The following is a 21579-nucleotide window of genomic DNA, read 5'->3' on the forward strand; positions in this document are numbered from 1 at the left end:
GAGGAACCGCCCGCATGAGCACCACGGCCACCCACTGCCCGTACTGCGCCCTCCAGTGCGCCATGACCCTGGACACCGGATCGGCGGCCGCCGCGGCGCAGGGCTACCCGGAGGTCGCCGCCCGGCAGTTCCCCACCAACCGGGGCGGGATGTGCCGGAAGGGCTGGACGTCGGCGGAGCTGCTCGCCGACCCCGCACGGCTCACCGCGCCCCTTCTGCGCGGGGCGGACGGCGTCTTCCAGGAGGTGTCCTGGGACGCGGCTCTGGACCGGATGGCCGCGGAGTTCCGGGCCGCCCAGGAGCGGCACGGCCGGGACGGGGTGGGAATCTTCGGCGGCGGGTCGCTGACCAACGAGAAGGCCTACCAGCTGGGGAAGTTCGCGCGGGTGGCCCTGCGGACCTCGCGGATCGACTACAACGGCCGGTTCTGCATGTCCTCCGCCGCGGCCGCCGCCAACCGGTCCCTCGGCCTGGACCGCGGCCTGCCGTTCCCCGTGACGGACCTCGACGATGCCCACACCGTCCTGCTGCTGGGCACGAACCCCGCCGAGACCATGCCCCCGTTCGTCCAGCACCTGCAGCACGCCCGGCAGCACGGGGGCCTCGTCGTCGTCGACCCCCGCCGTTCCGCCACGGCCCGGATGACCGACGACGACGGCGGACTGCACCTGCAGCCCACCCCCGGCTCCGACCTCGTGCTGCTGCTGGGGCTGGCCCACGTGGTCCTGCACGAGGGCCTCGCGGACCGGGAGTACCTCGAGCGGCGCACCACCGGCTCGGAGGCCTTCACGACGAGCATCAACGCGTGGTGGCCCGAGCGGGTCGAGCAGGTCACCGGCGTCCCGGCGGAGCGGATCCGCCGGGCCGCCCGCCTGCTGGCCCGGGCGCGGAAGGGGACCTACGTCCTGACCGGGCGCGGCGTGGAGCAGCACGTCGACGGCACCGACACCGCGACCGCCGCGATCAACCTGGCCCTGCTCCTCGGGCTGCCCGGGCGCGAGGGCTCCGGCTGGGGCACCCTGACCGGGCAGGGCAACGGGCAGGGCGGCCGGGAGCACGGGCAGAAGGCCGACCAGCTGCCCGGCTACCGCAGCATCACGGACCCCGCCGCCCGCGCGCACGTGGCCGGGGTGTGGGGCGTGGACCCCGCCGAGCTGCCCGGCGCCGGGATCCCGGCCGCGGAGATGCTGACCACCCTCGGCACCGATCACGGCGTCCGCTGCCTGTGGGTCAACGGCTCCAATGTGGTGATCGGCGCCCCGGACACCGACGCCGTGGTCCGCGGGCTGCAGGCCCTGGACTTCCTGGTGGTCTGCGACTTCTTCTTCTCCGAGACCGCCGAGTTCGCCGACCTCGTCCTGCCGGTGCTGCAGTGGGCCGAGGAGGAGGGCACCATGACGAACCTCGAGGGCCGGGTGCTGCGCCGCCGCCGCGCGCTCGACCCGCCGCCCGGGGCGAGGGACGAGCTGTGGATCATGGCCGAGCTCGCCCGGCGGCTCGAGGCCCCGGGCACGTTCAGCCCCGACCCGGAGGAGGTCTTCGAGGAGCTCCGCCGGGCCTCGGCCGGCGGGAAGGCCGACTACTCGGGGATCGGCTGGGCCGCCCTGGACGCGGGCGAGGCCTGCTGGTGGCCGCACCCCGCCGGCAATTCCGCGGGCACGCCGCGGGTCTTCCTCGAGCGCTTCGGCCACCCGGACGGACGGGCGGTGCTCGTCCCGGTCCGCCCGCGCGCCGCCGGCCGGGCCGTGGACCCGAGCCCGCGCGGGCACCGGCGGGAGCCCCTGCACACCGCGGGGACCCTCACCCTGACCACCGGCCGCTGGCTGGAGCACTACCAGTCCGGCAACCAGACCCGCCGCGTGCCCTCGCTGCACGCGGCCCGCCCCGCGGCGCGGCTGCAGATCCACCCCGCGACCGCGGCCTCCCTCGGCATCCGGGACGGTGCCGCGGTGGAGCTGACCAGCGCCCGCGGCCGGGCCGTGGCCCGCGCCGAGCTGAGCACCGACATCCGCCCGGACACGGTGTTCCTGCCCTTCCACTACGCCGGGAACCAGACCGCCAACAAGCTCGTGTCCTCGGACGCCGTGGACCCGATCTCGTCCATGCCCGAGTTCAAGGCCGGCTCCGTGACCGTCCGGGCGATCGACGCCGAGGAGACGACCCGATGACCGTGCACCGTCCCACCCGTGCCCACGGCACCCCGATGCGGTCCGGCGAGCACGTCGTCGTCATCGGCTTCGGCCCCGTGGCCGCCCGCTTCGTCGACGACGTCGCCGACCTCGCCGCCGCGGGCACGATCCGGCTGACCGTGATCGGCGGGGAGACCGACCCCGCCTACAATCGGGTGCTCGTGGGCGAGCACGCCATGGGCCGCGCGGAGCGCGCCACGATGGCCCTGACCGACCCCGAGCTCCTGGCCCGCTCCGGGATCGACGTGCTGCTCGGCACGCAGGTCACCCGGATCGACCGCTCCCGCCGGGTCCTGCGCCTCACCGACGGGCCGACGGGGGAGGCCCGTGAGCTCGGCTACGACCGCCTGGTCCTGGCCACCGGGGCCCGCCCGAATCTGCCCGTGCTGCGCGGGATCAACCCGGACCCCGGCGCCTACGAGCACCTGCCCGTCGGGGTCACGGCGCTGCGCGACCTGCGCGACGCCCGGGCCGTGCGCGCCGTCGTCGAACGGCGGGGCCGCGTGGTGGTCCTGGGCGGTGGCGTGCTCGGGCTCGAGGCCGCGCTGGCGGCGAGCGAGGCCGGCTGCCCGGTCACCGTGGTCCACCACGCGGCGTGGGTGCTGACCCGCTCCCTCGACGCCCCCGGCGGCGCGCTGCTGGGCCGCGCGCTCGCCGACGCCGGCGTGGAGGTGGTCTCCGGCGCCCAGGCGCGCGAGGTCTCCCTCGACGAGGACCGCTCCTTCCGCGGGCTCGTGCTCGAGGACGGCCGGACCCTGCCGGGTGACCTGCTGCTGCTGTCGATCGGCGTCACGGCGCGCACGGAGCTCGCCGAGGGCGCCGGGCTGCGCACGGCCCGCGGGATCGTGGTCAACCACGAGCTCGAGGCCGACGTGGAGCGGCGGGTCTTCGCGGTGGGGGACTGCGCCGAGGTGCTGTGCAAGGACCTGTCCTGCCGGGTCTGCCCCGGACGGGACGGCATGGGCCCGTCCGGTCTGATCGGTCCCGGCTGGCGGCAGGCCGAGTGGCTGGCCGCCCGGATCCGCGCCGAGCTGGACGCCGTGGCCGAGGGCGGGACGGCCGTGCTCGCCCCCCTCACCACCGGTCCCGCCGGCGCGGTGCGGCTCAAGGCCCACCAGGTGGAGCTCGCCTGCGCCGGGACGGTCGGGGGCCTGCCCTGGGAGCCCCGCCCGGACGGCGGGACCGTGGTGCAGTGGGCGGACGGCTCGGCCGGCAGCTACGCACAGCTCGTGTTGCGCCCCGACCGCACGCTCGAGGGCTACATCGTGCTCGGCCTGCCCCGCGCCGCCGCCGAGATCGGGCTCCTCCACGACCGCGGCGAGCCCGTGCCCGAGGACCCCGGTGTCCTGCTGCGCCTCGACGGCCCGGACGCCGGGACGCAGCAGGAGACCCGGCTGACGCCCGAGTCAACGGTCTGCCACTGCGCCGGCGTCACGATGGGCCGGATCACCGACGCCGTGGGGCAGGGCGCCGCCACCCTCGAGGAGGTCAGCTGCGCCACCCGCGCCTCGACCGGCTGCGGGGGCTGCACGGACACGGTGCGCCGGCTCGTCGAGGAGCACGCCGCCGCGGTGTGAGGGATTCCCGCGCCGCCGGAGGGCCGCCGCACCGGCGTGTGCTTTCGCACAAGGGTGGACAGCGTCACCGGCCCGTCACGATTGGCCGGGGTGCCCCGGGGTGCGAAGATGGTCGCGCCCGCCGCCCGACCGCGCGGACCTGCACCGACGAACAGGACGACCATCCATGAGGGAGCGCCCCACCGAGCACCGGCCCGCGGCGGCCGCGTCCCGCGGCGCCGCACCGCGGCCCTCGAGGCGCCTCGTGGGCCTCGACGCCGCCCGCGGGCTGGCGCTCGTGGCCATCATGTGCGTGCACATCCTGCCTGTGTCCTACGCCGCCACGGGCCGGCCCACGGTGACGTGGATCCTGTTCCCCGGCGACTCACCGGCCCTGTTCGCTCTGCTGGCCGGCACGGGGCTGGCGCTCACATCCGGCGGGCGCCGCCCGCTCCGCGGCCGCGAGATGACGGCCGCCCGGGCCGGCATCGCGGTGCGCGCGCTGCTGCTGCTGATCCTGGGGCTGGTCATCGGCCACCTCATGCCGCCGGAGCCCCCGGCGTACAACATCCTGATCTACTTCGCCGCGTACTTCCTGCTCGCCCTGCCCTTCCTGGGGCTCGGGCCGCGGGCCCTGTTCCTCGGCGCGGGCGTCGCCCTGGTGGCCGGCCCGCTGCTGCTCCACCTCGCCGGGGACGCGCTGCCGGGCTTCTCCTCCTACAACCCGACCTTCGTCACCCTGGTCACCGAGCCGCTCGCGGTGCTCGGCCAGCTGCTCCTGACGGGGACCTATCCCGCCCTGCCGTACCTGGCCTACCTGCTGGCGGGCCTGGCCATCGGCCGGCTCAACCTGCGCCGCCGCGACGTCCAGGTCCGGCTGGTCGTGGTGGGCACGGTCCTGGCGGTGACCGCGAAGCTGGTGTCGCGGCAGCTGCTCTACGCCGGGGACGTCTACACGAGGCTGCTGTTCAGCGACCCGGACCTCACCGTGGCGCAGCTCGAGAGCCTGCTGACCTACGGCCCCGAGGACACGCTGCCGACGACCTCGCCGTGGTGGCTCGTGCTCACCACCCCGGACGTCAACACCCCGTTCTCCGTGGCGTGGAGCCTCGGGGTGAGCCTGGCCGTCGTCGGGACCTGCCTGCTCCTGGCCCGCCGGCACAGCGCCTGGCTGCTGCCCGTGACGGCCCTGGGCGCCATGAGCCTCACCCTGTACACGGCGCACCTCGTGTTCCTGTCCTTCGAGGTCTTCCACACCGCGCCCCTGCTCTGGCTGATCGCGAGCCTGGTGCTCTCCGTGCTGTTCGCCCTCGCCTGGCAGCGGGCCTTCGGGCGGGGCCCGCTGGAGCGGGCGATGAACGCGGTGGTCCGGCCGGTCCGCCGGGCCGTGGCTCAGGGGTCCAGGCGGTAGCCGCGCTTGATCACGGTGGCGACCAGGGGAGCGGGCAGGATCCGGCGCAGCCGGGAGATCACCATCTCCAGGGCGTGCTCGGTCTCCAGGCCCGGCACCGCGGACAGCAGTTGCCCCCGGGAGACCACCGCCCCCGGGTGCGCCGCGAGCGCCCGCAGCACCGCGACCTGGGCGTCGGAGAGCGGGACGAACACGTTCTCCAGGGCGGCGCCGGTGCTCATCAGCCGCAGCGTCCCGTGCCGGGTGGGCACCACCAGGGTGCGCTCCTCGACCGCGTGGGTGCACACCGCCCGGACCAGGGCCCCCAGCCGGTAGCGCTCCGGCACGAGCGGCTCCACCCCGACCTCCAGCAGGGGCCCGGCGCACACGGGTCCCACCGCGGCGGCCGTGACGTCCGTGCGCAGGGCGTCCACGAGGTCCTCGTAGCGGCCCATCTCCTGAGCGGTGCTGAACATGGAGTCCACGGCGGGGGCTGCGGTGAAGGTCAGCACGTCCAGGCGGCGCTCGCAGACGTCGCGGATCAGGCCGGGCAGGCGCTCGCCGTCGTCGGCGGAGAGCCACCGATAGGGGGAGACCGTGTCCACCTGCGCCCCGGCGGCCACGAGCCGCTCCAGCTGGATCTGGTCCGTCAGCCCGTGCAACTGGACGGCCACGCGGGCGCCGGCCACGCCGTCGGCCAGGAGCCGGTCGACCACCGACGAGGTCCGCTCGTCCTCGGAGACCTCCGCGTCCTCGAGCTCCAGGGAGAGCACCTGGCCCCGGGCCTTCGCCCCGCGGGTGAGCACCCGGGCGGCCCGGAAGGCGTCCCGCAGGTCCTCCCCGAGACCCGCGGCGTCCGCGGCCTCGAACCACCGGCGCAGCCCGTAGGCGGTGGTCACCACGATGATCCCGGGCCGGTGGGCGAGCAGCGTGCGCGTGTCCTCGACCACCCGGGTGTCCTCGGCCACGGGGGAGATCATCAGGGCGGGCGCATGCACCACCTGCGCGCCGCGGCGCTCCAGGGCGGCGATGAAGTCCGTGGCGCGGCGGTGGGCCGTCACGCCGACGCGGAACCCGGTCAGTTCCCCGGGCGCGCCGTGGTCACCGGGTGCGGGGGCGGTGGGTGCGGCGGTCATGCCCCGAGCGTAGGTCGGTCCTGTGACCACGGTGTTACCCCAGGTTTCCGATTCCGCACCGCCTGCCCCGCGGACGCGGTGCAGCGACAGCGGCGTGCCGGACGTCCCGCTGACGTGCACGGCGGGGCCCGCAGACTTCACGGAATCGTGAGGTGTGCGCAACGGGAGCGCCACGTGCAGCAGAGATCCTGGGTCCGGAAGGGTCCCGGAGTTCATGGGCCCTCGGATACGGCTCGGGCCCTGGGAGTGCCGGGGCGGGCCCAGGAGGACGGGGGAGTCATGAGGTGGACGTCCGGAACGGAGCGCTCCGCCCCGGTCGATGCCACGGGCGGTGCCCGCAGGTCCCCGGCGTGGTGGACGGGCCTCGACGCGGGCCGCGGGCTGGCGCTGATCGGGCTGATGGCGGTGCAGATCTTGCCCGGCCACAACACCCGGACCCCGGCACCGGCCTGGCCGCACCTCCTCCTCGCGGAGGCCTCGGCGGCACTGTTCATCCTGCTGGCCGGGGTGGGACTGGCGCTCGGTTCCGGGGGGCGGTTCCCGCACCGGGGCCGATGGCTGGCCGCCGATCGGGCGGGGCTGGCCGTGCGGGCGGTGCTGCTCGCCGTGGTGGGGCTGGGTATCGGGGCGCTGATGCCCGAGGACGCCCCGGCGGACAACCTCCTGGTCTGCTGCGGGGTGCTCTTCGTGCTGGCCATCCCGTTCCTGCGCCTGTCCGCGACGGCGCTGTTCGTCTGCGCGGCGGTCCTCTGGATGGTGGGCCCGTTGCTGGTGCAGGGCGTGACGGACGTCCTCCCGGCCCTCGCCTCCGCCCACCCCGCGTTCGCCGACGTGCCGGCGGAGCCGGGCGGGACGGTATCCCGGCTGCTGGCGACCGGCACCTACCCGGCCCTGCCGTACCTGAGCTGTCTGCTGGTCGGGCTGGGGGTGGGGCGGATGAACCTGCGCGACACGGGGATCCAGGTCCGGCTGCTGGCGGCGGGGGCGGGGCTGGTCGTCCTCGCCCGGACCGCCGACCCCTTCGGACCGTACGTCTTCGGCGGTCACGGCCGGGTGCCGGCGACCGGCGGGCCGGGCGCGGACGAGCTGGCCGAGGTGCTGGTGGGGGGCCCGGACCCGTGGCCCGTCGACGGCGTGTGGGCGGTCGCCGCCGGTCTGGGCGTGGCGCTCCTGGTGCTGGGGAGCTGCCTGCTAATTTCCCGCAGATCCGGGGCGTGGTTGCTGCGGCTGTCGGCCGTGGGGGCGACGGGCCTGAGCGTGTACACCGCCCACCTGGTGGCGCTGTCCGTCGAGGTCCGGTACGACCTCCCCGTCATCTGGTCCCTCGTCCTCCTGGGGGCGGCGGTCCTGCTCGCCGTCGGCTGGCACCGGGCACGGGGCCGGGGGCCCATGGAGCGGGTCCTCGACGCCGGCGGGGACGCCGGCCGCCGCACCGTGCTCCACCGGCACCGCCGGCTCCACCGGACGTGACCCCCGGCGCCGCGGCCACCTCCGGCCCGGGTCCGGTTCCGGCCGGGAGCCCGATCCGGGCCCGGGCGCATCTCCCCGGCGGCCCCGGGCCGCATCAGGCCCCGTGGGTCGCGGCGCCCTCGCGCACCGGGATGCGCGGACCGGTCAGCAGCACGGGGCCGTCGCCGGCCTCGGCGGCGGCGCGCTCGGCGTCGGTCGCGGGGCGGCGCTGACCGCGCTCGAGCACGTAGTCCTGGGAGTCGTCCGGGGCGGCGTCGTTGACGAAGGAGCGGAAGCGGCGCAGCCGCTCGGGGTCCTTCAGCGTCGCGGCCCACTCGTCCTCGTAGCGGTCCACGTGCCGGGCCATCGCGGCCTCGAGCTCCTCGCCGATGCCCAGGGAGTCCTCGACGACGACGGCGCGCGCGTGGTCGATCCCGCCGTCGAGCTCCTCCTGCCACCGGGCCGTGCGCTGCATCCGGTCCGCGGTGCGGATGTAGTACATGAGGTACCGGTCGATGTACCGGACCAGGGTCTCGTCGTCCAGGCCCTGGGCCAGCAGCTGGGCGTGAGCGGGGTTCGCGCCGCCGTTGCCGCCGGTGTAGAGGTTCCAGCCGTCGGTCGTGGAGATGATGCCCACGTCCTTGCCGCGGGCCTCGGCGCACTCGCGGGCGCAGCCCGAGACGCCCATCTTGAACTTGTGGGGGGAGCGCAGCCCCCGGTAGCGCAGCTCCAGCCGCACGGCCATGCCCACGGAGTCCTGCACCCCGTAGCGGCACCACGTGGAGCCCACGCAGGACTTCACGTTGCGCAGCGCCTTGCCGTAGGCCTGTCCGGACTCGAAGCCGGCGTCCACGAGTTCCCGCCAGATCTCCGGCAGCTGCTCGAGCCGGGCCCCGAACATGTCCACGCGCAGGGCCCCGGTGATCTTGGTGTAGAGCCCGTACTTCCGGGCCACCTCGCCGAGCACGATGAGCTTCTCCGGGGTGATCTCCCCGGCGGGCACGCGCGGGACCACGGAGTACGTGCCGTCCTTCTGCATGTTGGCCAGCGCCCGGTCGTTGGTGTCCTGCAGGGCGCCCCGGCCGGAGTCGAGCACGTACTCGTCGCGCTGGGAGGCGAGCACGGAGGCGACCACGGGTTTGCAGATGTCGCAGCCCAGGCCGGTGCCGAAGCGGGCGACGACCTCGTCCCAGGAGGACAGGTCCAGGGCGCGCACGGCCTCGAAGAGCTCGGCGCGGGAGAGCTCGAAGTGCTCGCACAGCGCCCTGGAGACCTCCACGCCGGCCTTCGCCAGCTCCAGGTCCAGGGTCTTCTTGAGCATCGGGACGCAGGACCCGCACTGCGTGCCGGCCCGGGAGCACTTCTTGAGCTCGCCGATCTCGTGCACACCGCAGGAGATCTGCTCCCGCACGGCCCCGGTCGTGACGTTGTTGCAGGAGCAGATCACGGCGTCGTCGGGCAGGTCCCCGGCCGGGGCGTCCACGCCGGAGGCGGAGAGGTAGGCGCCGGGCTCACCGGGCAGCTCCCGGCCCAGCAGCGGGCGCAGGGCGTTGTACGGCTCGGCGTCCCCCACGAACACCCCGCCCAGCAGGGTCCGCGCGTCCTGGGTGACCACGACCTTCTGGTACATCCCGCGGGCGGGGTCCGCGTAGACGACCTCGAGGCAGTCCTCGGTCTCGCCGTAGGCGTCGCCGAAGGACGCCACGTCCACGCCGGAGAGCTTGAGCTTGGTCGCGGTGTCGAAGCCGTCGAAGGTGGAGCGCCCGCCGGCCAGCCGGTCGGCGACGATCTCCGCCATGGTGTTCGCCGGGGCCACGAGCCCCAGGCACTCCCCGTTCCAGGAGGCGACCTCGCCGATCGCCCACACGTGCTCCGCGGAGGTGCGGCAGGCCTCGTCGATGACCACGCCGCCGCGCGGGGCCGTCTCGACGCCCGCGTTGAAGGCCAGCCGGTCCCGGGCCCGGATGCCGGTGGCCACGATGACCAGGTCCGCCTCGAGGTCGGCGGAGTCCCGGAACTCGACGGCGCACACCTCGCCGTCGGACTTGCGCAGCCCCACGCCGGAGGGGCGCTCGCCCAGGTGCAGGCGCACGCCGCGCGCGGTGATGAGGGCGTTGAGGGAGCGGCCGGCGCCCTCGTCGAGCTGCGCGTTCATCAGCCACTTGCGGGAGTGCACCACCGTGGCCTCCGCGCCGAGCTCCTGGAGCCCGCCCGCGGCCTCGAGGCCCAGCAGACCGCCGCCGATGACCACGCCGCGCGGGGTGCGCCCGTATCGGGCGCGCAGCCGCTCGACCTCGGCGCGGATGGCCGCGACGTCGTCGAGGGTGCGGTAGACGAAGGCGTGGTGGGCGCCGGGGACGTCCAGGCGCGCGGCGTCGGAGCCGGTGGCCAGGACGAGCTCGTCGTAGCCGGTCACGGTCCCGTCCGCCGCGGCGACCGTGCGGGCCGCGGGGTCGATCTCCCGGGCCTTCACGCCCTGGCGCAGGTCCACCCGCGGGTCCTGCCACACCGTGCCCCCGCCCAGGGTGAGGTCGACCGCACCCGCGGGGCCCATCAGCGCCTTGGACAGCTGGACGCGGTCGTAGGGGACCCACGGCTCGTCGGCGAACACGGTGAGGCGCACGTGGTGGTCCTCCGCGGACAGCACCGCCTCGGCGAAGCGGTGGGCGGCGGGGCCGCCGCCGACCACGACGACGTGCTGGGGGGACTGCGGGGAGAAGGGGGAGCGCGGCACGGGGACCTCCGGGAGCTGGCGGGCGGCTGGGGCGTTGTTCCGACTCTAGGGAGACGGGATTGCCCCGCCGTTGCCCCGCCGTTCCGGTCGCTTTTCGCTTCCCTCACCGGGGCCCCGGCTCCGCGTGAGCGGGCTTTGACCGGGGCGAAACGGCCCCGGAGCACGTCCGTCATCCGCCCCGCCTAACGTCGAGCACGACGTTCCGCCGAGCCGCAGGAGGCCCCTCATGACGACCCTCACCCCGACCACGACCGCGACCGCGGTGGACGCGGCGAGCCGTGCCGCCGGCACCGCGTGGCACGACGTGTGCGCTCTGACGGACCTCGAGCCCCTGTGGGGCGAGGCCGCCCGGGTGGCGGGCCGCCAGGTGGCGCTGTACCGGGTGGACGCCACCACGGTGCTCGCGGCCGACCACCGCGATCCCCGCACCGGGGCCTGCGTCATGGCCCGCGGCATCCTCGGCTCCCGCGGCTCGGCCGTCACGGTCGCCTCGCCGCTGCACAAGGAGGTCTACGACCTCGCGACCGGGCTGTGCCTCACCGGCGACGGGCCCGCCCTGCCGGTGCACCCGGCCGAGGTGCGCGACGGGCGGGTGCTCGTCGGGCTGCCCCGCTGACGGCACGTCGTCGGGGTTCTCCCAGGTACTCCTTCGTAAGATGACCGGGTGACACGACAACACCCTCGGAGCGGTCCCCGGTGGCCCTGGTCCTGGCTGCCGCACCGGCACCGCCACCGCGGTGCGACGTCCCGGGGTGCCCGGCGTCGGCTGCGCCTGCTCGGGGCCGGCGCCCTGGCGCTGGTGCTCCTGCTCGTCACGACCGTGGCGCTCCTGGTCGGCCGGGACGAAAAGACCCCGGAGGCCGAGGCCCCCGAAACCGTCTCGTGCGCCCGCTACGGCCTCGACGGCGTCCGGGTCACGGCCCGCGGCCCCGGCGGACCCACGGACGGGGCCGTGCTGGACGCGCGCGTGTTCGGCCCGGGGGAGGAGCGGGAGGACCGCTTCCAGCTCGAGCACGAGCACGACGGGATCACCAGCGCCTACCACGTCTTCGCCGAGGACCTGGACTGGGACCGGCCGGTGGGCGTCGTGTACCACTTCCACGGGGACGGCGCCTTCGAGTACGAGAGCCCCCAGTACACCGCCTCCTGCCTGGCGGAGGTCGCGCGGGAGCACAACATGCTGCTGGTGGTCCCGCGGACCCCCGATCGTGCGGGGGAGATCACCTGGTGGGAGGAGCGGGACCTCAACGCGCAGTGGTTCCTCTCGCTCGTCGAGGAGCGGCTCGAGCCCGAGTACGACATCGACCGCTCCCGCACCTGGCTGACCGGCTACTCCGGCGGGGCCCAGTTCATCAGCCAGGAGCTGCTGGCCGACCACGTCGACCTCGTCCCGGGCGGCGGCGCGATCATGATGGGCGGCGGACAGGCCCCGGACCGGCCCTCCGCGGAACCCACCTCCGAACAGCTGCAGGAGCTGCGCCTGCGCTGGGACGTGGGCACGGAGGACGACGGGACCGACCCGCAGGCAGAGTTCGACGCCCTGTCCGCGGCCTGGGACGGGCACCACTGGTACGAGGAGCAGGGCTTCGAGCGCGCCCGCATCCGGTACCGGGACGGCGTGGACCACTTCGGGCTGCCGTACGCCCGCATCCTCCAGCGCGCGCTGAACGCGGCCGAGGAGGACTCCCAGGAGCAGTCCTGACGTGCCCCGTCGCCCTGGGTCCCGGGTTTTTCTCGGGCCGGAGGCCCGCTCCGCGTTTGCTCTAGTAAGCTGAGGTGCGCACCAGTGCGCCGCGAGCCCGTCGTCCACGACAGGCGGGCGGGCGCCGGGCTCCGTGCCGGGGGGGCGCGGACGGGGCCGGGACCGGCACGGGTGCCCGAACCGATCGATCCGTGGGGGAACCGCATGTCCGCAGAACGCACGCCGCCGGCCGGGACGGCCACCGCCACCGGTGTCCCGACGGAAGGACCCGGTGGCGACGTCGCCGGGGCCCCCCGGACGACCCGCCGCCTCCTCGGGGTCGACGCCGCCCGCGGCCTGGCCCTGTTCGGCATGGTCGCCGTGCACACGCTGCCCTCGTGGGACGAGCGGACGGGCGAGGCGACCCTGTCCTGGACCCTGTTCGCCGGCCACTCGGCCGCACTGTTCGCCACCCTGGCCGGGGTGAGTCTGGCCTTCGCCTCCGGCGGGCGCACCCCTCGCACGGGGCTGCGGATGACGGCTTCCCGGTGGGCCCTGGCCGCACGGGCGGGGGTGATCGCCCTGGTCGGCTTCCTCCTCGGCTTCCTCGAGCTGCCGGTGAGCAACATCCTCATCTACTACGGGATGCTCTTCCTGCTCGCCGTGCCCTTCCTGCGCCTGCGGACCCGGTCCCTCCTGGTGTGCGCCGCGCTCTTCGCGCTCGTCGCGCCCTTCCTCATGCAGTGGTCCGTCGACGTGCTGCCCGGCCTCGAGTACGAGAACCCGAGCCTCGTGGACCTGGTCGTCGACCCGGGCACCGTGCTCTCCCAGCTGCTCCTGACCGGCGTCTACCCCGCCCTGCCCTGGATGGCGTTCCTGCTGGCCGGACTCGCCGTGGGACGCACGGACCTCACCAGCCGGAAGGTGCAGACCCTCCTCGCGACGGTCGGGGCGGCGGTCGCGCTGCTCGTGTGGTCGTCCTCCGCCCTCGCGCTGCAGGTGCTCGGCGGCTACGAGGCCATCGCCGAGGGGACACCCTGGATGGACGAGTCGGAGATCGACGAGGTGCTCGTCTTCGGCGGTGACCCCACGCTGCCCACCGACACCCTGTGGTGGTTGCTGATCTCTACCCCGCACACGAACACGCCGTTCTTCCTGGCGCTCAACGTGGGCCTGGCACTGTCCGTCCTCGGCGTCTGCCTGCTCCTGGAGCGCGTGGCCGGCAGGGTCCTCGCGCCGCTCGCCGCGGCGGGCGCGATGACGTTCACGCTCTACACGGCCCACCTGCTCATCCTCTGGCCCGAGTACTACGACCTCGCGCCCGCCGCGTGGACCGCCGGCCAGATCGTGGCGTTCACCGTGTTCGCCCTGCTGTGGCGGCGGGCCCTGGGCCAGGGCCCGCTGGAGAAGGTGGTCACCCGGTCGACCAAGGCCGTCTCGCGCCGGGTCCTCGCCCGGGGCGGGGACGGGGTCCGGCCGCCGGCCACCTGAGCCCGTGCGCCGTCAGAGGCCCAGTGCGGCCTCGAGCTCGGCGCGGATCCGCCCGAGCCGCTCCTGCGCCTCGGCCCGGGCGGCGGGCAGCGCGGCCCGGCCGGCCACCGGGGCGACCACCTCGAGGTAGCACTTGAGCTTCGGCTCCGTCCCGGAGGGACGCACGATCACCCGGGTGCCGTCCGCGGTGAGCAGGCGCAGTCCCTCGGTGGGCGGCAGACCCGTGCCCGGGGTGGCGAGGTCCGCGACCTCGACCACCTCGGAGCCGCCCAACGCCGCGGGCGGGGCGTCCCGCAGGGCGGCCGCCATGACCGGGATGCGGCTCAGGTCCGCCACCCGGATGCTCAGCTGGTCGGTCGCGTACAGCCCGTGGGCCAGGGCGAGGTCGTCCAGCACGTCCAGCAGGGTCCGGCCCTGCGCGCGCAGCTCGTCGGCGAGCACCGCCACCGCCACGGCCGCACTGATCCCGTCCTTGTCCCTGACCACCTCCGGCGCCACGCAGTAGCCCAGCGCCTCCTCGTAGCCGAACGCGAGCCCCGGGACGCGGGCGATCCACTTGAAGCCGGTCAGCGTCTCCTGGTGCGCGATCCCCGCCGCGGCGGCGATCCGCCCCAGCAGACGGGAGGAGACGATGGAGTTCGCGAACACGGCGCCTTCGCGGCCCGCGCACCGGGCCGCCGCGGCGTGGCCGAGCAGCGCGCCGACCTCGTCGCCGCGCAGCATCCGCCAGCCCTGCGCCAAATCCTCGACGTCGGCCCCGGGCACCGGGACCGCCACGGCCACCCGGTCCGCGTCGGGGTCGTTGGCCAGGACGAGGTCCGCGCCCACGGCGCGGGCCGTGGCCAGGGCCAGGTCCAGGGCGCCGGGCTCCTCGGGATTGGGGAACGCGACCGTGGGGAAGTCCGGGTCCGGCTCCGCCTGCTCCGGGACCACGTGCACGTCGGCGAGACCGGCCCGCCGCAGGGCCTCCGTCGTCGTGCGCCCGCCCACCCCGTGCAACGGGGTGAGGACGACCCGCAGGGGACGTTCGGCGCCCGCGGCGGCGGTGACCACGGCCGGGAGCACGGCGTCGAGGTAGTCCTGCTCGACGCTCGCGGGCAGGACGGTCCACCCGTCCTGCGCCCGGGGGATGTCCTCGACGGGGCCGACGGCCGCGATCCGCTCGGCGATCATCCGGTCGTGCGGCGCCACGATCTGGCAGCCGCGGGCCGCCGACTCCACGGCCCGGCCGCCGAGGTAGACCTTGTAGCCGTTGTCCGCCGGCGGGTTGTGGCTGGCGGTGACCATGACGCCCACCTCTGCCTCGAGGGCCCGCACCGCCCACGCCAGGACGGGGGTGGGCAGCGGCGCGGGCAGCAGCAGCGTCTCGATGCCGGCGGCCGTGAACACCGCGGCGGTGTCCCGGGCGAAGACCTCGGAGCCGTGCCGGGCGTCGTAACCGACCACCGCGCGGGGGCGCCGGGCGGAGCCCGCCGCACCGTCCGCCGGGGTCTGCACGGCCAGGACGTGGGCGGCCAGCCCCGCCGCGGCGCGCAGCACCACCACCCGGTTCATCCGCATCGGCCCGGCGCCCAGGGCCGCCCGCAGCCCGGCGGTGCCGAACTGGAGGGTGCCCGAGAAGCGGTCGGCCAGCTCCGCCCGTGCTGCGGCGTCACCGGCGGCGGCCGCCTCGACGAGCGCTGCCAGCTCGGCGCGGGTGGCGGGGTCCGGGTCGGCGGCGCCCCACGCGCGCGCGGCGTCGAGCAGCTGCGGGTCGGTGCGGGGGTCGGTGGTCATGGCGCGGCCTCCTGGGGGCGTCCGGTGCGCCGGGGTGCCGGGCCGGGAACCCGTCCTGGCCCGGGGCCGGTCAGAGCTGGGCGACGATGCGGGCGAGCAGTCCGGAGATCCGGGCGCCCGCGGCGCGCCCGGCCTCGAGGACCTCCTCGTGGGAGAGCGGGGTCGCGGAGATCCCGGCCGCCTGGTTGGTCACGAGGGAGATCCCGAAGACCTCCATCCCGGCGTGCCGGGCGGCGATGGCCTCCAGTGCGGTCGACATCCCGACGAGGTCAGCCCCGAGCACCCCGGCCATCCGCACCTCCGCCGGCGTCTCGTAGTGCGGGCCGGGGAACTGCGCGTAGACCCCCTCGTCGAGGGTGGGGTCCACCCCGCGGGCCAGCTCGCGCAGCCGCGGGGAGTACAGGTCGGTGAGATCCACGAACGTGGCGCCCTCGAGCGGGGACCGGCCCGTGAGGTTGAGGTGGTCGCTGATGAGCACCGGGGTGCCGGGGCCCCAGGACGGGTTCAGCCCGCCGCAGCCGTTGGTGAGGATCATGGTGCGGGCCCCGGCGGCGGCCGCGGTGCGCACGCCGTGCACCACGGGGCGCACGCCCCGGCCCTCGTAGTAGTGGGTGCGGGCACCGATCACCAGCGCGTGCCGGCCCGCGGCGGTGCGCACCGAGCGCAGCGTGCCCACGTGGCCCTCGAGGGCGGGCGGGGTGAAGCCGGGGATCTCCGCGGCCGGGATCTCGGCGACGGTCTCGCCGATCAGCTCGGCGGCCTGGCCCCAGCCGGAGCCGAGGGTCAGGGCGATCTCGTGCGTGTCGACCCCGGTGGCCCGGCGGAGGGCGTCCGCGGCCTCCTGGGCGAGCTCGAAGGGGTCGGCCCGGTCAGCGCTGTGCTCTGTGTCCACCCGCCCCAAGCTACCGCATGGTCCCGGGCCGCCCGGCGCGGCCGGGCCGGTTCCGCCGCCGGAGCGGCACCTGCAAGAATGGCCGGGTGACTGCACACAGCGAATTCTCCATCCAGAAGCTCGTCATCATCGGGGGCGGTCCGGGAGGTTATGAGGCCGCCCTGGTCGCCGCCAGCCTCGGCGCGGACGTGACCATCGTCGAGCGCCAGGGCCTGGGCGGCTCCGCGGTGCTGACGGACGTGGTCCCCTCCAAGACGCTCATCGCCTCCGCCGACGCGATGACCCGCTTCGCCGAGGCCGCGGACCTGGGGGTGCACGTGCGCGGGGGCAGCAAGGACGGCGACGAGATCAACGACCTCGCCGTGGACCTTGAGAAGGTCAACACCCGGCTCCTGCGCCTCGCGGCGTCCCAGTCCCGGGACATCAAGCGCGGGCTCGAGCGGGTGGGGGTGCGCGTGATCGCGGGCACCGGCCGGCTGCTCAGCCCCACCAGCGTGCAGGTCACCACCGACGACGGGCTGGAGTACACCCTCGACGCGCAGGCCGTGCTGCTCGCCGTCGGGGCCTATCCCCGGGAGCTGCCGTCCGCGAAGCCGGACGGGGAGCGGATCTTCAACTGGAAACAGGTCTACCACCTCACCGAGGTCCCCGAGCACATGATCGTGGTGGGCTCCGGCGTGACCGGCGCGGAGTTCGCCTCGGCCTACCGGGGCCTCGGGGCCGAGGTCACGCTCGTCTCCTCCCGGGACCAGGTCCTGCCCGGCGAGGACGAGGACGCCGCGGCCGTGCTCGAGAGCGTCTTCGAGCGCCGCGGCATGAACGTGCTCAGCCGCTCCCGCGCCGACTCCGTGGAGCGCAGCGAGAACGGGGTGGTCGTCACGCTCTCCGACGGGCGCAAGATCGCCGGCTCGCACTGCCTCGTCGCGGTCGGCGCGATCCCGGCCACCGACGACCTCGGGCTCGAGGAGGTCGGGGTGGCCCGCGCCGAGTCCGGGCACATCAAGGTGGACGGCGTCTCCCGCACCACCGTGCCGGGCGTCTACGCCGTGGGCGACTGCACGGGCGTGCTCCCGCTCGCCTCGGTGGCGGCGATGCAGGGCCGGATCGCCGTGGCGCACCTCATGGGCGACGCCGTCAAGCCGCTGCGCACCCACCTGGTGGCCTCCAACATCTTCACCTCGCCGGAGATCGCGTCCGTGGGCGTGAGCGAGAAGTCCATCGAGGACGGCACCTACCAGGCGGACACCATCATGCTGAAGCTCTCCACCAACCCGCGCGCCAAGATGATGGCCGTCGAGGACGGGTTCGTGAAGATCTTCTCCCGCAAGGGCTCCGGCACGGTGATCGGGGGAGTGGTGGTGGGTCCCCGCGCGTCCGAGCTGATCTTCCCGATCTCCCTGGCCGTGACGCACAAGCTGCACGTCGACGACCTCGCCGACACCTTCACGATCTACCCGTCCCTCACCGGGTCGATCTCGGAGGCGGCCCGGCGCCTGCACGTGCACGTCTGATCCCCGCCGGCACGCGCAACGGCCGCATCCCCGCAGCGGGGGATGCGGCCGTTGCGCGTGCTGCTCCGGCGGGAGCGGGTCAGCGGCGGGTGACGACGTTCTCCATGTCGACGTCCTTGGTCTCCGGGGAGAACCAGAGGGCCACGAGGGTCAGCACGGCGCCGAACGCCAGGTAGAGGCCGACGGAGCCCACGCCGTAGCTCGCGTTGAGGGTGACGGCGACGTACGGGGTGATGGCGGCACCGAGAATCGACGCCGTGTTGTACGCGACGCCGGAGCCGGTGTAGCGCACGTTCGTGGGGAACAGCTCGGGCAGGATCGCCGACATCGAGCCGAAGGTCAGGCCCATCAGGGTCATGCCGACCACGAGGAAGAACAGCACGCGGCCCGTGCTGACGTCCTCACCGGTGCCGACCGCGGCCGGGTCCATGAGCAGGCCGAAGCTCAGCCCGAAGAGCAGGATCACCGAGGTGATGACCAGCTGCGAGCTGCGCCGGCCGAAGCGGTCCGCGACCCACCCGGAGACGGGCACCATGGCGGCGAACAGCAGCACGGCGAGCAGCTGCAGCACCAGGAAGTCTCGGTAGGGGATGCCGAGGCCGCCGTTGGCGGGGCTGCCGATGCCGTAGGAGAGGATCCACGCGGTCATCAGGTAGAAGAGCATGTAGGTGGCGAGCATGATGAACGTGCCCTGGATCATCTGCAGCCACGACCCCCGGAACGCCTCGACGAGCGGAGTCTGGACCTTCTCGCCCTGGTCCAGCGCCTTCTGGAAGACCGGGGTCTCCTCGAGCTTGAACCGCACGTACAGGCCGACGACCACCATCACCACGGAGGCCAGGAACGGCACGCGCCAGCCCCACGTCAGGAACGGGTGGTCGGTGCCCTGCTCGGCGACCGAGACGAAGCCCATCACGATGGTCAGCACCAGGAAGAAGCCGTTGGCCAGGATGAAGCCGAACGGGGCGCCCAGCTGAGGCCACATGGCGGCGCGCGCCCGCTTGCCCTCCTCGGCGTACTCGGTGGCCAGCAGGGCCGCGCCGGACCACTCGCCGCCCAGGCCCAGGCCCTGGCAGAAGCGCAGGATCGTCAGGATGAGCGGGGCCCAGATGCCGATCGAGTAGTACGTGGGCAGCAGGCCGATGAGGAACGTGGCGACGCCCATGGTCAGCAGGGCGCCGATCAGGGTGGCCTTGCGGCCGATCCGGTCGCCGAAGTGCCCGAAGATCACGGAGCCGATCGGACGGGCCACGAAGGCCGCGGCGAAGGTCGCCATGGAGGCGAGCAGCTTGGCCGTCTCGTCCTCGCCCGTGAAGAACAAGGCCGGGAACACGGCCACGGCCGCGGTGGCGTAGACGTAGAAGTCATAGAACTCGATCGTGGTGCCCACGAGGGAGGCCAGGATCACCCGGCTGCGGGGCACGCGGTCGGACAGGGGGAGCGAGGGGGAGGACGCGCCGGTGGCGTCCTGCCCGGTCACCGGAGAGGACATGGGGAAACCTCGGTCGTAGCAGTGGGTGGGGACAAGATCCCGATAGTACGCCGGGCCGTCCGCATGGCGGGTGGCCCGTCTCACATCCTGGAACGACGACGAGGTCGGGGACGCGCTAGACGACGACGCCCCTCCCGGGTGTGGCCGGCCCGGCGGACCCGGCCGGTCGACACCCGGGAGGCGGCCGTCACCCGTACCGACGCACCTCGTGGAAGAAGGAGTCGATGGTGTGCAGGCCGCCGGTGCCGGCGACCGTGTCGTAGACGTGCTTGCCCACCGCGAGGTCGAGCACTCCCAGGCCGAACGGCGAGAAGACCACGGTCCGGTCCGCCGGCACCTCCACGGCGCCGGTCATGACGTCGTACAGCGTGCCGGCGAGGAAGTCCCGCGAGCCGGTGAGCTGCTCGGTGAGGTGCACGGACGTCTGGGCCTTGAGGCAGTGCTCCACGTCGTCGACGATGTTCGTGGCGGCGAGGACCACCTCGGGCCCGAGGTCGCGCAGCGAGATGTGGAGCACGAGCGGGTGGTGCTCGAACCACGACGGGTCGGTGACGTGCGGCTCTCCCGCCGTCGTCGCGAACACGACCAGGTCGCTCGAGCGGATCAGCGACTCGGCGTCCTCGTGGACGGTGACCGTGCTCTCGGGCGCGGTGCGCTCGAGGTAGCCGCGGAAGCCCTCGCAGCTGCCCGGCAGCAGGTCGAACACCCCCACCTCGTCGAAGCCCCACCCGGTGTCCGCCAGGAACGCGTGGACGAAGCGGGCGATGAGCCCGACGCCGAAGAAGCCCACTCGTGTGGGACGCCCCCGCTCCCGGCTGAGCCAGTCCGCGGCCAGGGCCGCGGAGGCGGCGGTCCGGGAGGCGCTGATGATGGAGCTCTCCAGGCAGGCGAAGGGATAGCCGGTGTCCGGATCGTTGAGGATCAGCACGGCGGAGGCCCTCGGGATGCCGAACTCCACGTTGGTGGGGAAGCTGGAGATCCACTTCAGGCCGTCCACGGCACGGGGTCCCCCCAGGGAGGCGGGCAGCGCGATGATCCGTCCGGTCGGGCGGTCCGGGAACCGCAGGAAGTACGAAGGCGGGTTCACCGTCTGGCCGGCGCCGTGCAGCCGGTAGGTGTCCTCCACCAGCGCGACGATCTCGGCCCGGTGCCCCTGCAGCACCTGGTCGACCTCCGCGCCGGAGATGACCGCGAAGGACGGGATGGTCGGTTGCCGTCCGGGGGCGTCCTGCCTGTGGTCCGTGCCGGGTCCGCTGGTCAGTGTCATCGTCCCTCCTCCTCCGAGGCCGTGCCCTGGAGCGACACCGGGTCGCTCATGGCGACGAGGATCTCCCGCTCGCCCTCGTACGGTTCGCGGCTGTGCGCCGTCCGGACGTTGTCGACGAGCATCAGGTCGCCGGCGCGCCACGGTTCGCGCAGCGTGTGCGACTCGTAGATCTCGTTCAGCATGGCCACGACGTCCTCGCCGATGGGGTCGCCGTTGCCGAACGCCGTCGTGAACGGGAGGCCGTCCTCCTCGTACATGTCCACGAGGTACTCGCGGACCTCCGGGTCGATCGTCCACTCGCTGAGGAAGGCGACCTGGTTGAACCAGCAGCGCTCCCCGGTGACGGGGTGACGGACGATCGCGGCGCGGCGCTGACGCGTGCGCAGGCCGCCGTCGGGCTGCCACTCGAGCTCGATCCGGTTCTCCGCGCAGTAGCGTTCGACCGCGGCGCGGTCGTCCGTGCCGAAGGCGTCCGCGACGGAGGCGCCGATCTCGTCGTTGTAGTTGCGGATCAGCATCCAGCCGTCGCGCTCGAACCGCGCGGCCAGGTCCGCGGGAAGGGCGCGCAGCACCGCCTGGGAGTCCGCGACACCGGTCACGCCGCCGGCGGCCGGGGCGGTGAGGCAGGCGAGGAGCAGCAGTCCGGGGGCGTGGAGCGTGTAGCTCAGCTCGTGGTGCATGCACATGGGCTGGTTCGCCGGCCAGGTGGCCGAGGAGTACACGCCGGGCGCATAGGAACTGCGGGCGGCGAAGGCCTCGCGCTCGGTCATCAGCTCCGGGCTGACGGCCCGGAACACGGCGGCGACCTGGTCGGGGTGGGACAGCCCGAGGCCGCGCACGAGGACGGCCCCGTGCCGGGCAACGGTTGCCCGCAGCGCGTCACGGTGCTGCTGGGCCCAGGACACCGGGTCGCCCGGGGGAGAGACCAGGGCGGTGGCCGGCGCACCCGGGCGCGCGTCGACGTCGAGCTCCGGAGGTGCGGAGGTGGCGGACATGGTGGTTCCTTCCGGTGGGA

15 protein-coding genes are annotated in these 21579 nt (G+C 74.4%); 8 read left to right on the plus strand and 7 right to left on the minus strand.

Features of this window, described 5'->3' with window-relative positions; all coding sequences use genetic code 11:
* Positions 1-14 precede the first annotated feature (14 nt).
* The 3 genes from AC6CH6_RS07070 to AC6CH6_RS07080 all read left to right on the plus strand — a co-directional run bounded on the left by AC6CH6_RS07070 (position 15) and on the right by AC6CH6_RS07080 (position 5156).
* Positions 15-2168: a molybdopterin oxidoreductase family protein gene (locus AC6CH6_RS07070; protein ID WP_498254589.1), complete on the plus strand. Its 2154-nt coding sequence runs from the start codon at positions 15-17 to the stop codon at positions 2166-2168.
* Positions 2165-3766 (plus strand): FAD-dependent oxidoreductase, encoded by a 1602-nt coding sequence (locus tag AC6CH6_RS07075; RefSeq protein ID WP_498254590.1) that lies wholly within the window; start codon positions 2165-2167, stop codon positions 3764-3766. Before AC6CH6_RS07070 ends, AC6CH6_RS07075 begins: the two co-directional genes overlap by 4 nt.
* A 166-nt stretch (positions 3767-3932) precedes the next feature.
* Positions 3933-5156: a heparan-alpha-glucosaminide N-acetyltransferase domain-containing protein gene (locus AC6CH6_RS07080; protein WP_498254591.1), complete on the plus strand. Its 1224-nt coding sequence runs from the start codon at positions 3933-3935 to the stop codon at positions 5154-5156.
* On the opposite strand, the gene AC6CH6_RS07085 is transcribed toward AC6CH6_RS07080, so the two are convergent.
* Positions 5138-6271 carry a uroporphyrinogen-III synthase gene (locus AC6CH6_RS07085; RefSeq protein ID WP_498254592.1) on the minus strand — a complete coding sequence of 378 codons (1134 nt, stop codon included), beginning with the start codon at positions 6269-6271 and terminating at the stop codon, positions 5138-5140. The two genes, AC6CH6_RS07080 and AC6CH6_RS07085, sit on opposite strands and share 19 nt — an antisense overlap.
* Positions 6272-6550: 279 nt before the next feature.
* Between AC6CH6_RS07085 and AC6CH6_RS07090 the strand changes: the two genes are divergently transcribed.
* Complete coding sequence (locus tag AC6CH6_RS07090) at positions 6551-7741, plus strand: heparan-alpha-glucosaminide N-acetyltransferase domain-containing protein (protein WP_498254593.1); 1191 nt, start codon at positions 6551-6553, stop codon at positions 7739-7741.
* A 94-nt stretch (positions 7742-7835) separates the two neighbouring features.
* Here the strand turns inward: AC6CH6_RS07090 and nirB are convergent, their stop codons facing one another.
* Positions 7836-10454 carry a nitrite reductase large subunit NirB gene (nirB, locus tag AC6CH6_RS07095; RefSeq protein ID WP_498254594.1) on the minus strand — a complete coding sequence of 873 codons (2619 nt, stop codon included), beginning with the start codon at positions 10452-10454 and terminating at the stop codon, positions 7836-7838.
* Between the two features lie 226 nt (positions 10455-10680).
* Between nirB and nirD the strand changes: the two genes are divergently transcribed.
* From nirD to AC6CH6_RS07110, 3 genes are all read left to right on the plus strand, one after another.
* A complete protein-coding gene (nirD, locus tag AC6CH6_RS07100) occupies positions 10681-11070 on the plus strand; it encodes a nitrite reductase small subunit NirD (RefSeq protein ID WP_498254595.1) in 390 nt (129 codons plus the stop codon).
* Between the two features lie 48 nt (positions 11071-11118).
* The gene (locus AC6CH6_RS07105; RefSeq protein ID WP_498254596.1) at positions 11119-12156 is read left to right on the plus strand and encodes an alpha/beta hydrolase family protein; all 1038 of its coding nucleotides are present in this window, start codon (positions 11119-11121) and stop codon (positions 12154-12156) included.
* Between the two features lie 204 nt (positions 12157-12360).
* Positions 12361-13626, plus strand: coding sequence for a heparan-alpha-glucosaminide N-acetyltransferase domain-containing protein (locus AC6CH6_RS07110; protein WP_498254597.1), 1266 nt, complete (start codon positions 12361-12363; stop codon positions 13624-13626).
* A gap of 12 nt (positions 13627-13638) precedes the next feature.
* Here AC6CH6_RS07110 and AC6CH6_RS07115 read toward each other — a convergent pair whose 3' ends face one another.
* Positions 13639-15402 carry a phospho-sugar mutase gene (locus AC6CH6_RS07115; RefSeq protein ID WP_498254598.1) on the minus strand — a complete coding sequence of 588 codons (1764 nt, stop codon included), beginning with the start codon at positions 15400-15402 and terminating at the stop codon, positions 13639-13641.
* Between the two features lie 70 nt (positions 15403-15472).
* Complete coding sequence (locus AC6CH6_RS07120) at positions 15473-16294, minus strand: purine-nucleoside phosphorylase (protein ID WP_284562484.1); 822 nt, start codon at positions 16292-16294, stop codon at positions 15473-15475.
* A gap of 86 nt (positions 16295-16380) precedes the next feature.
* On the opposite strand from AC6CH6_RS07120, the gene AC6CH6_RS07125 reads away from it, so the two are divergent.
* Positions 16381-17805: an NAD(P)H-quinone dehydrogenase gene (locus tag AC6CH6_RS07125; RefSeq protein WP_498254599.1), complete on the plus strand. Its 1425-nt coding sequence runs from the start codon at positions 16381-16383 to the stop codon at positions 17803-17805.
* 79 nt (positions 17806-17884) lie between these two features.
* Here the strand turns inward: AC6CH6_RS07125 and AC6CH6_RS07130 are convergent, their stop codons facing one another.
* From AC6CH6_RS07130 to AC6CH6_RS07140, 3 genes are all read right to left on the minus strand, one after another.
* Positions 17885-19297, minus strand: coding sequence for an MFS transporter (locus AC6CH6_RS07130; protein ID WP_017834224.1), 1413 nt, complete (start codon positions 19295-19297; stop codon positions 17885-17887).
* A 187-nt stretch (positions 19298-19484) separates the two neighbouring features.
* A complete protein-coding gene (gene sbnB / locus AC6CH6_RS07135; protein ID WP_498254600.1) occupies positions 19485-20564 on the minus strand; it encodes a 2,3-diaminopropionate biosynthesis protein SbnB in 1080 nt (359 codons plus the stop codon).
* A complete protein-coding gene (locus tag AC6CH6_RS07140; RefSeq protein WP_498254601.1) occupies positions 20561-21559 on the minus strand; it encodes a TauD/TfdA family dioxygenase in 999 nt (332 codons plus the stop codon). Before AC6CH6_RS07140 ends, sbnB begins: the two co-directional genes overlap by 4 nt.
* Positions 21560-21579: the final 20 nt, after the last annotated feature.

This window comes from Kocuria sp. GQ42 (assembly GCF_059758435.1).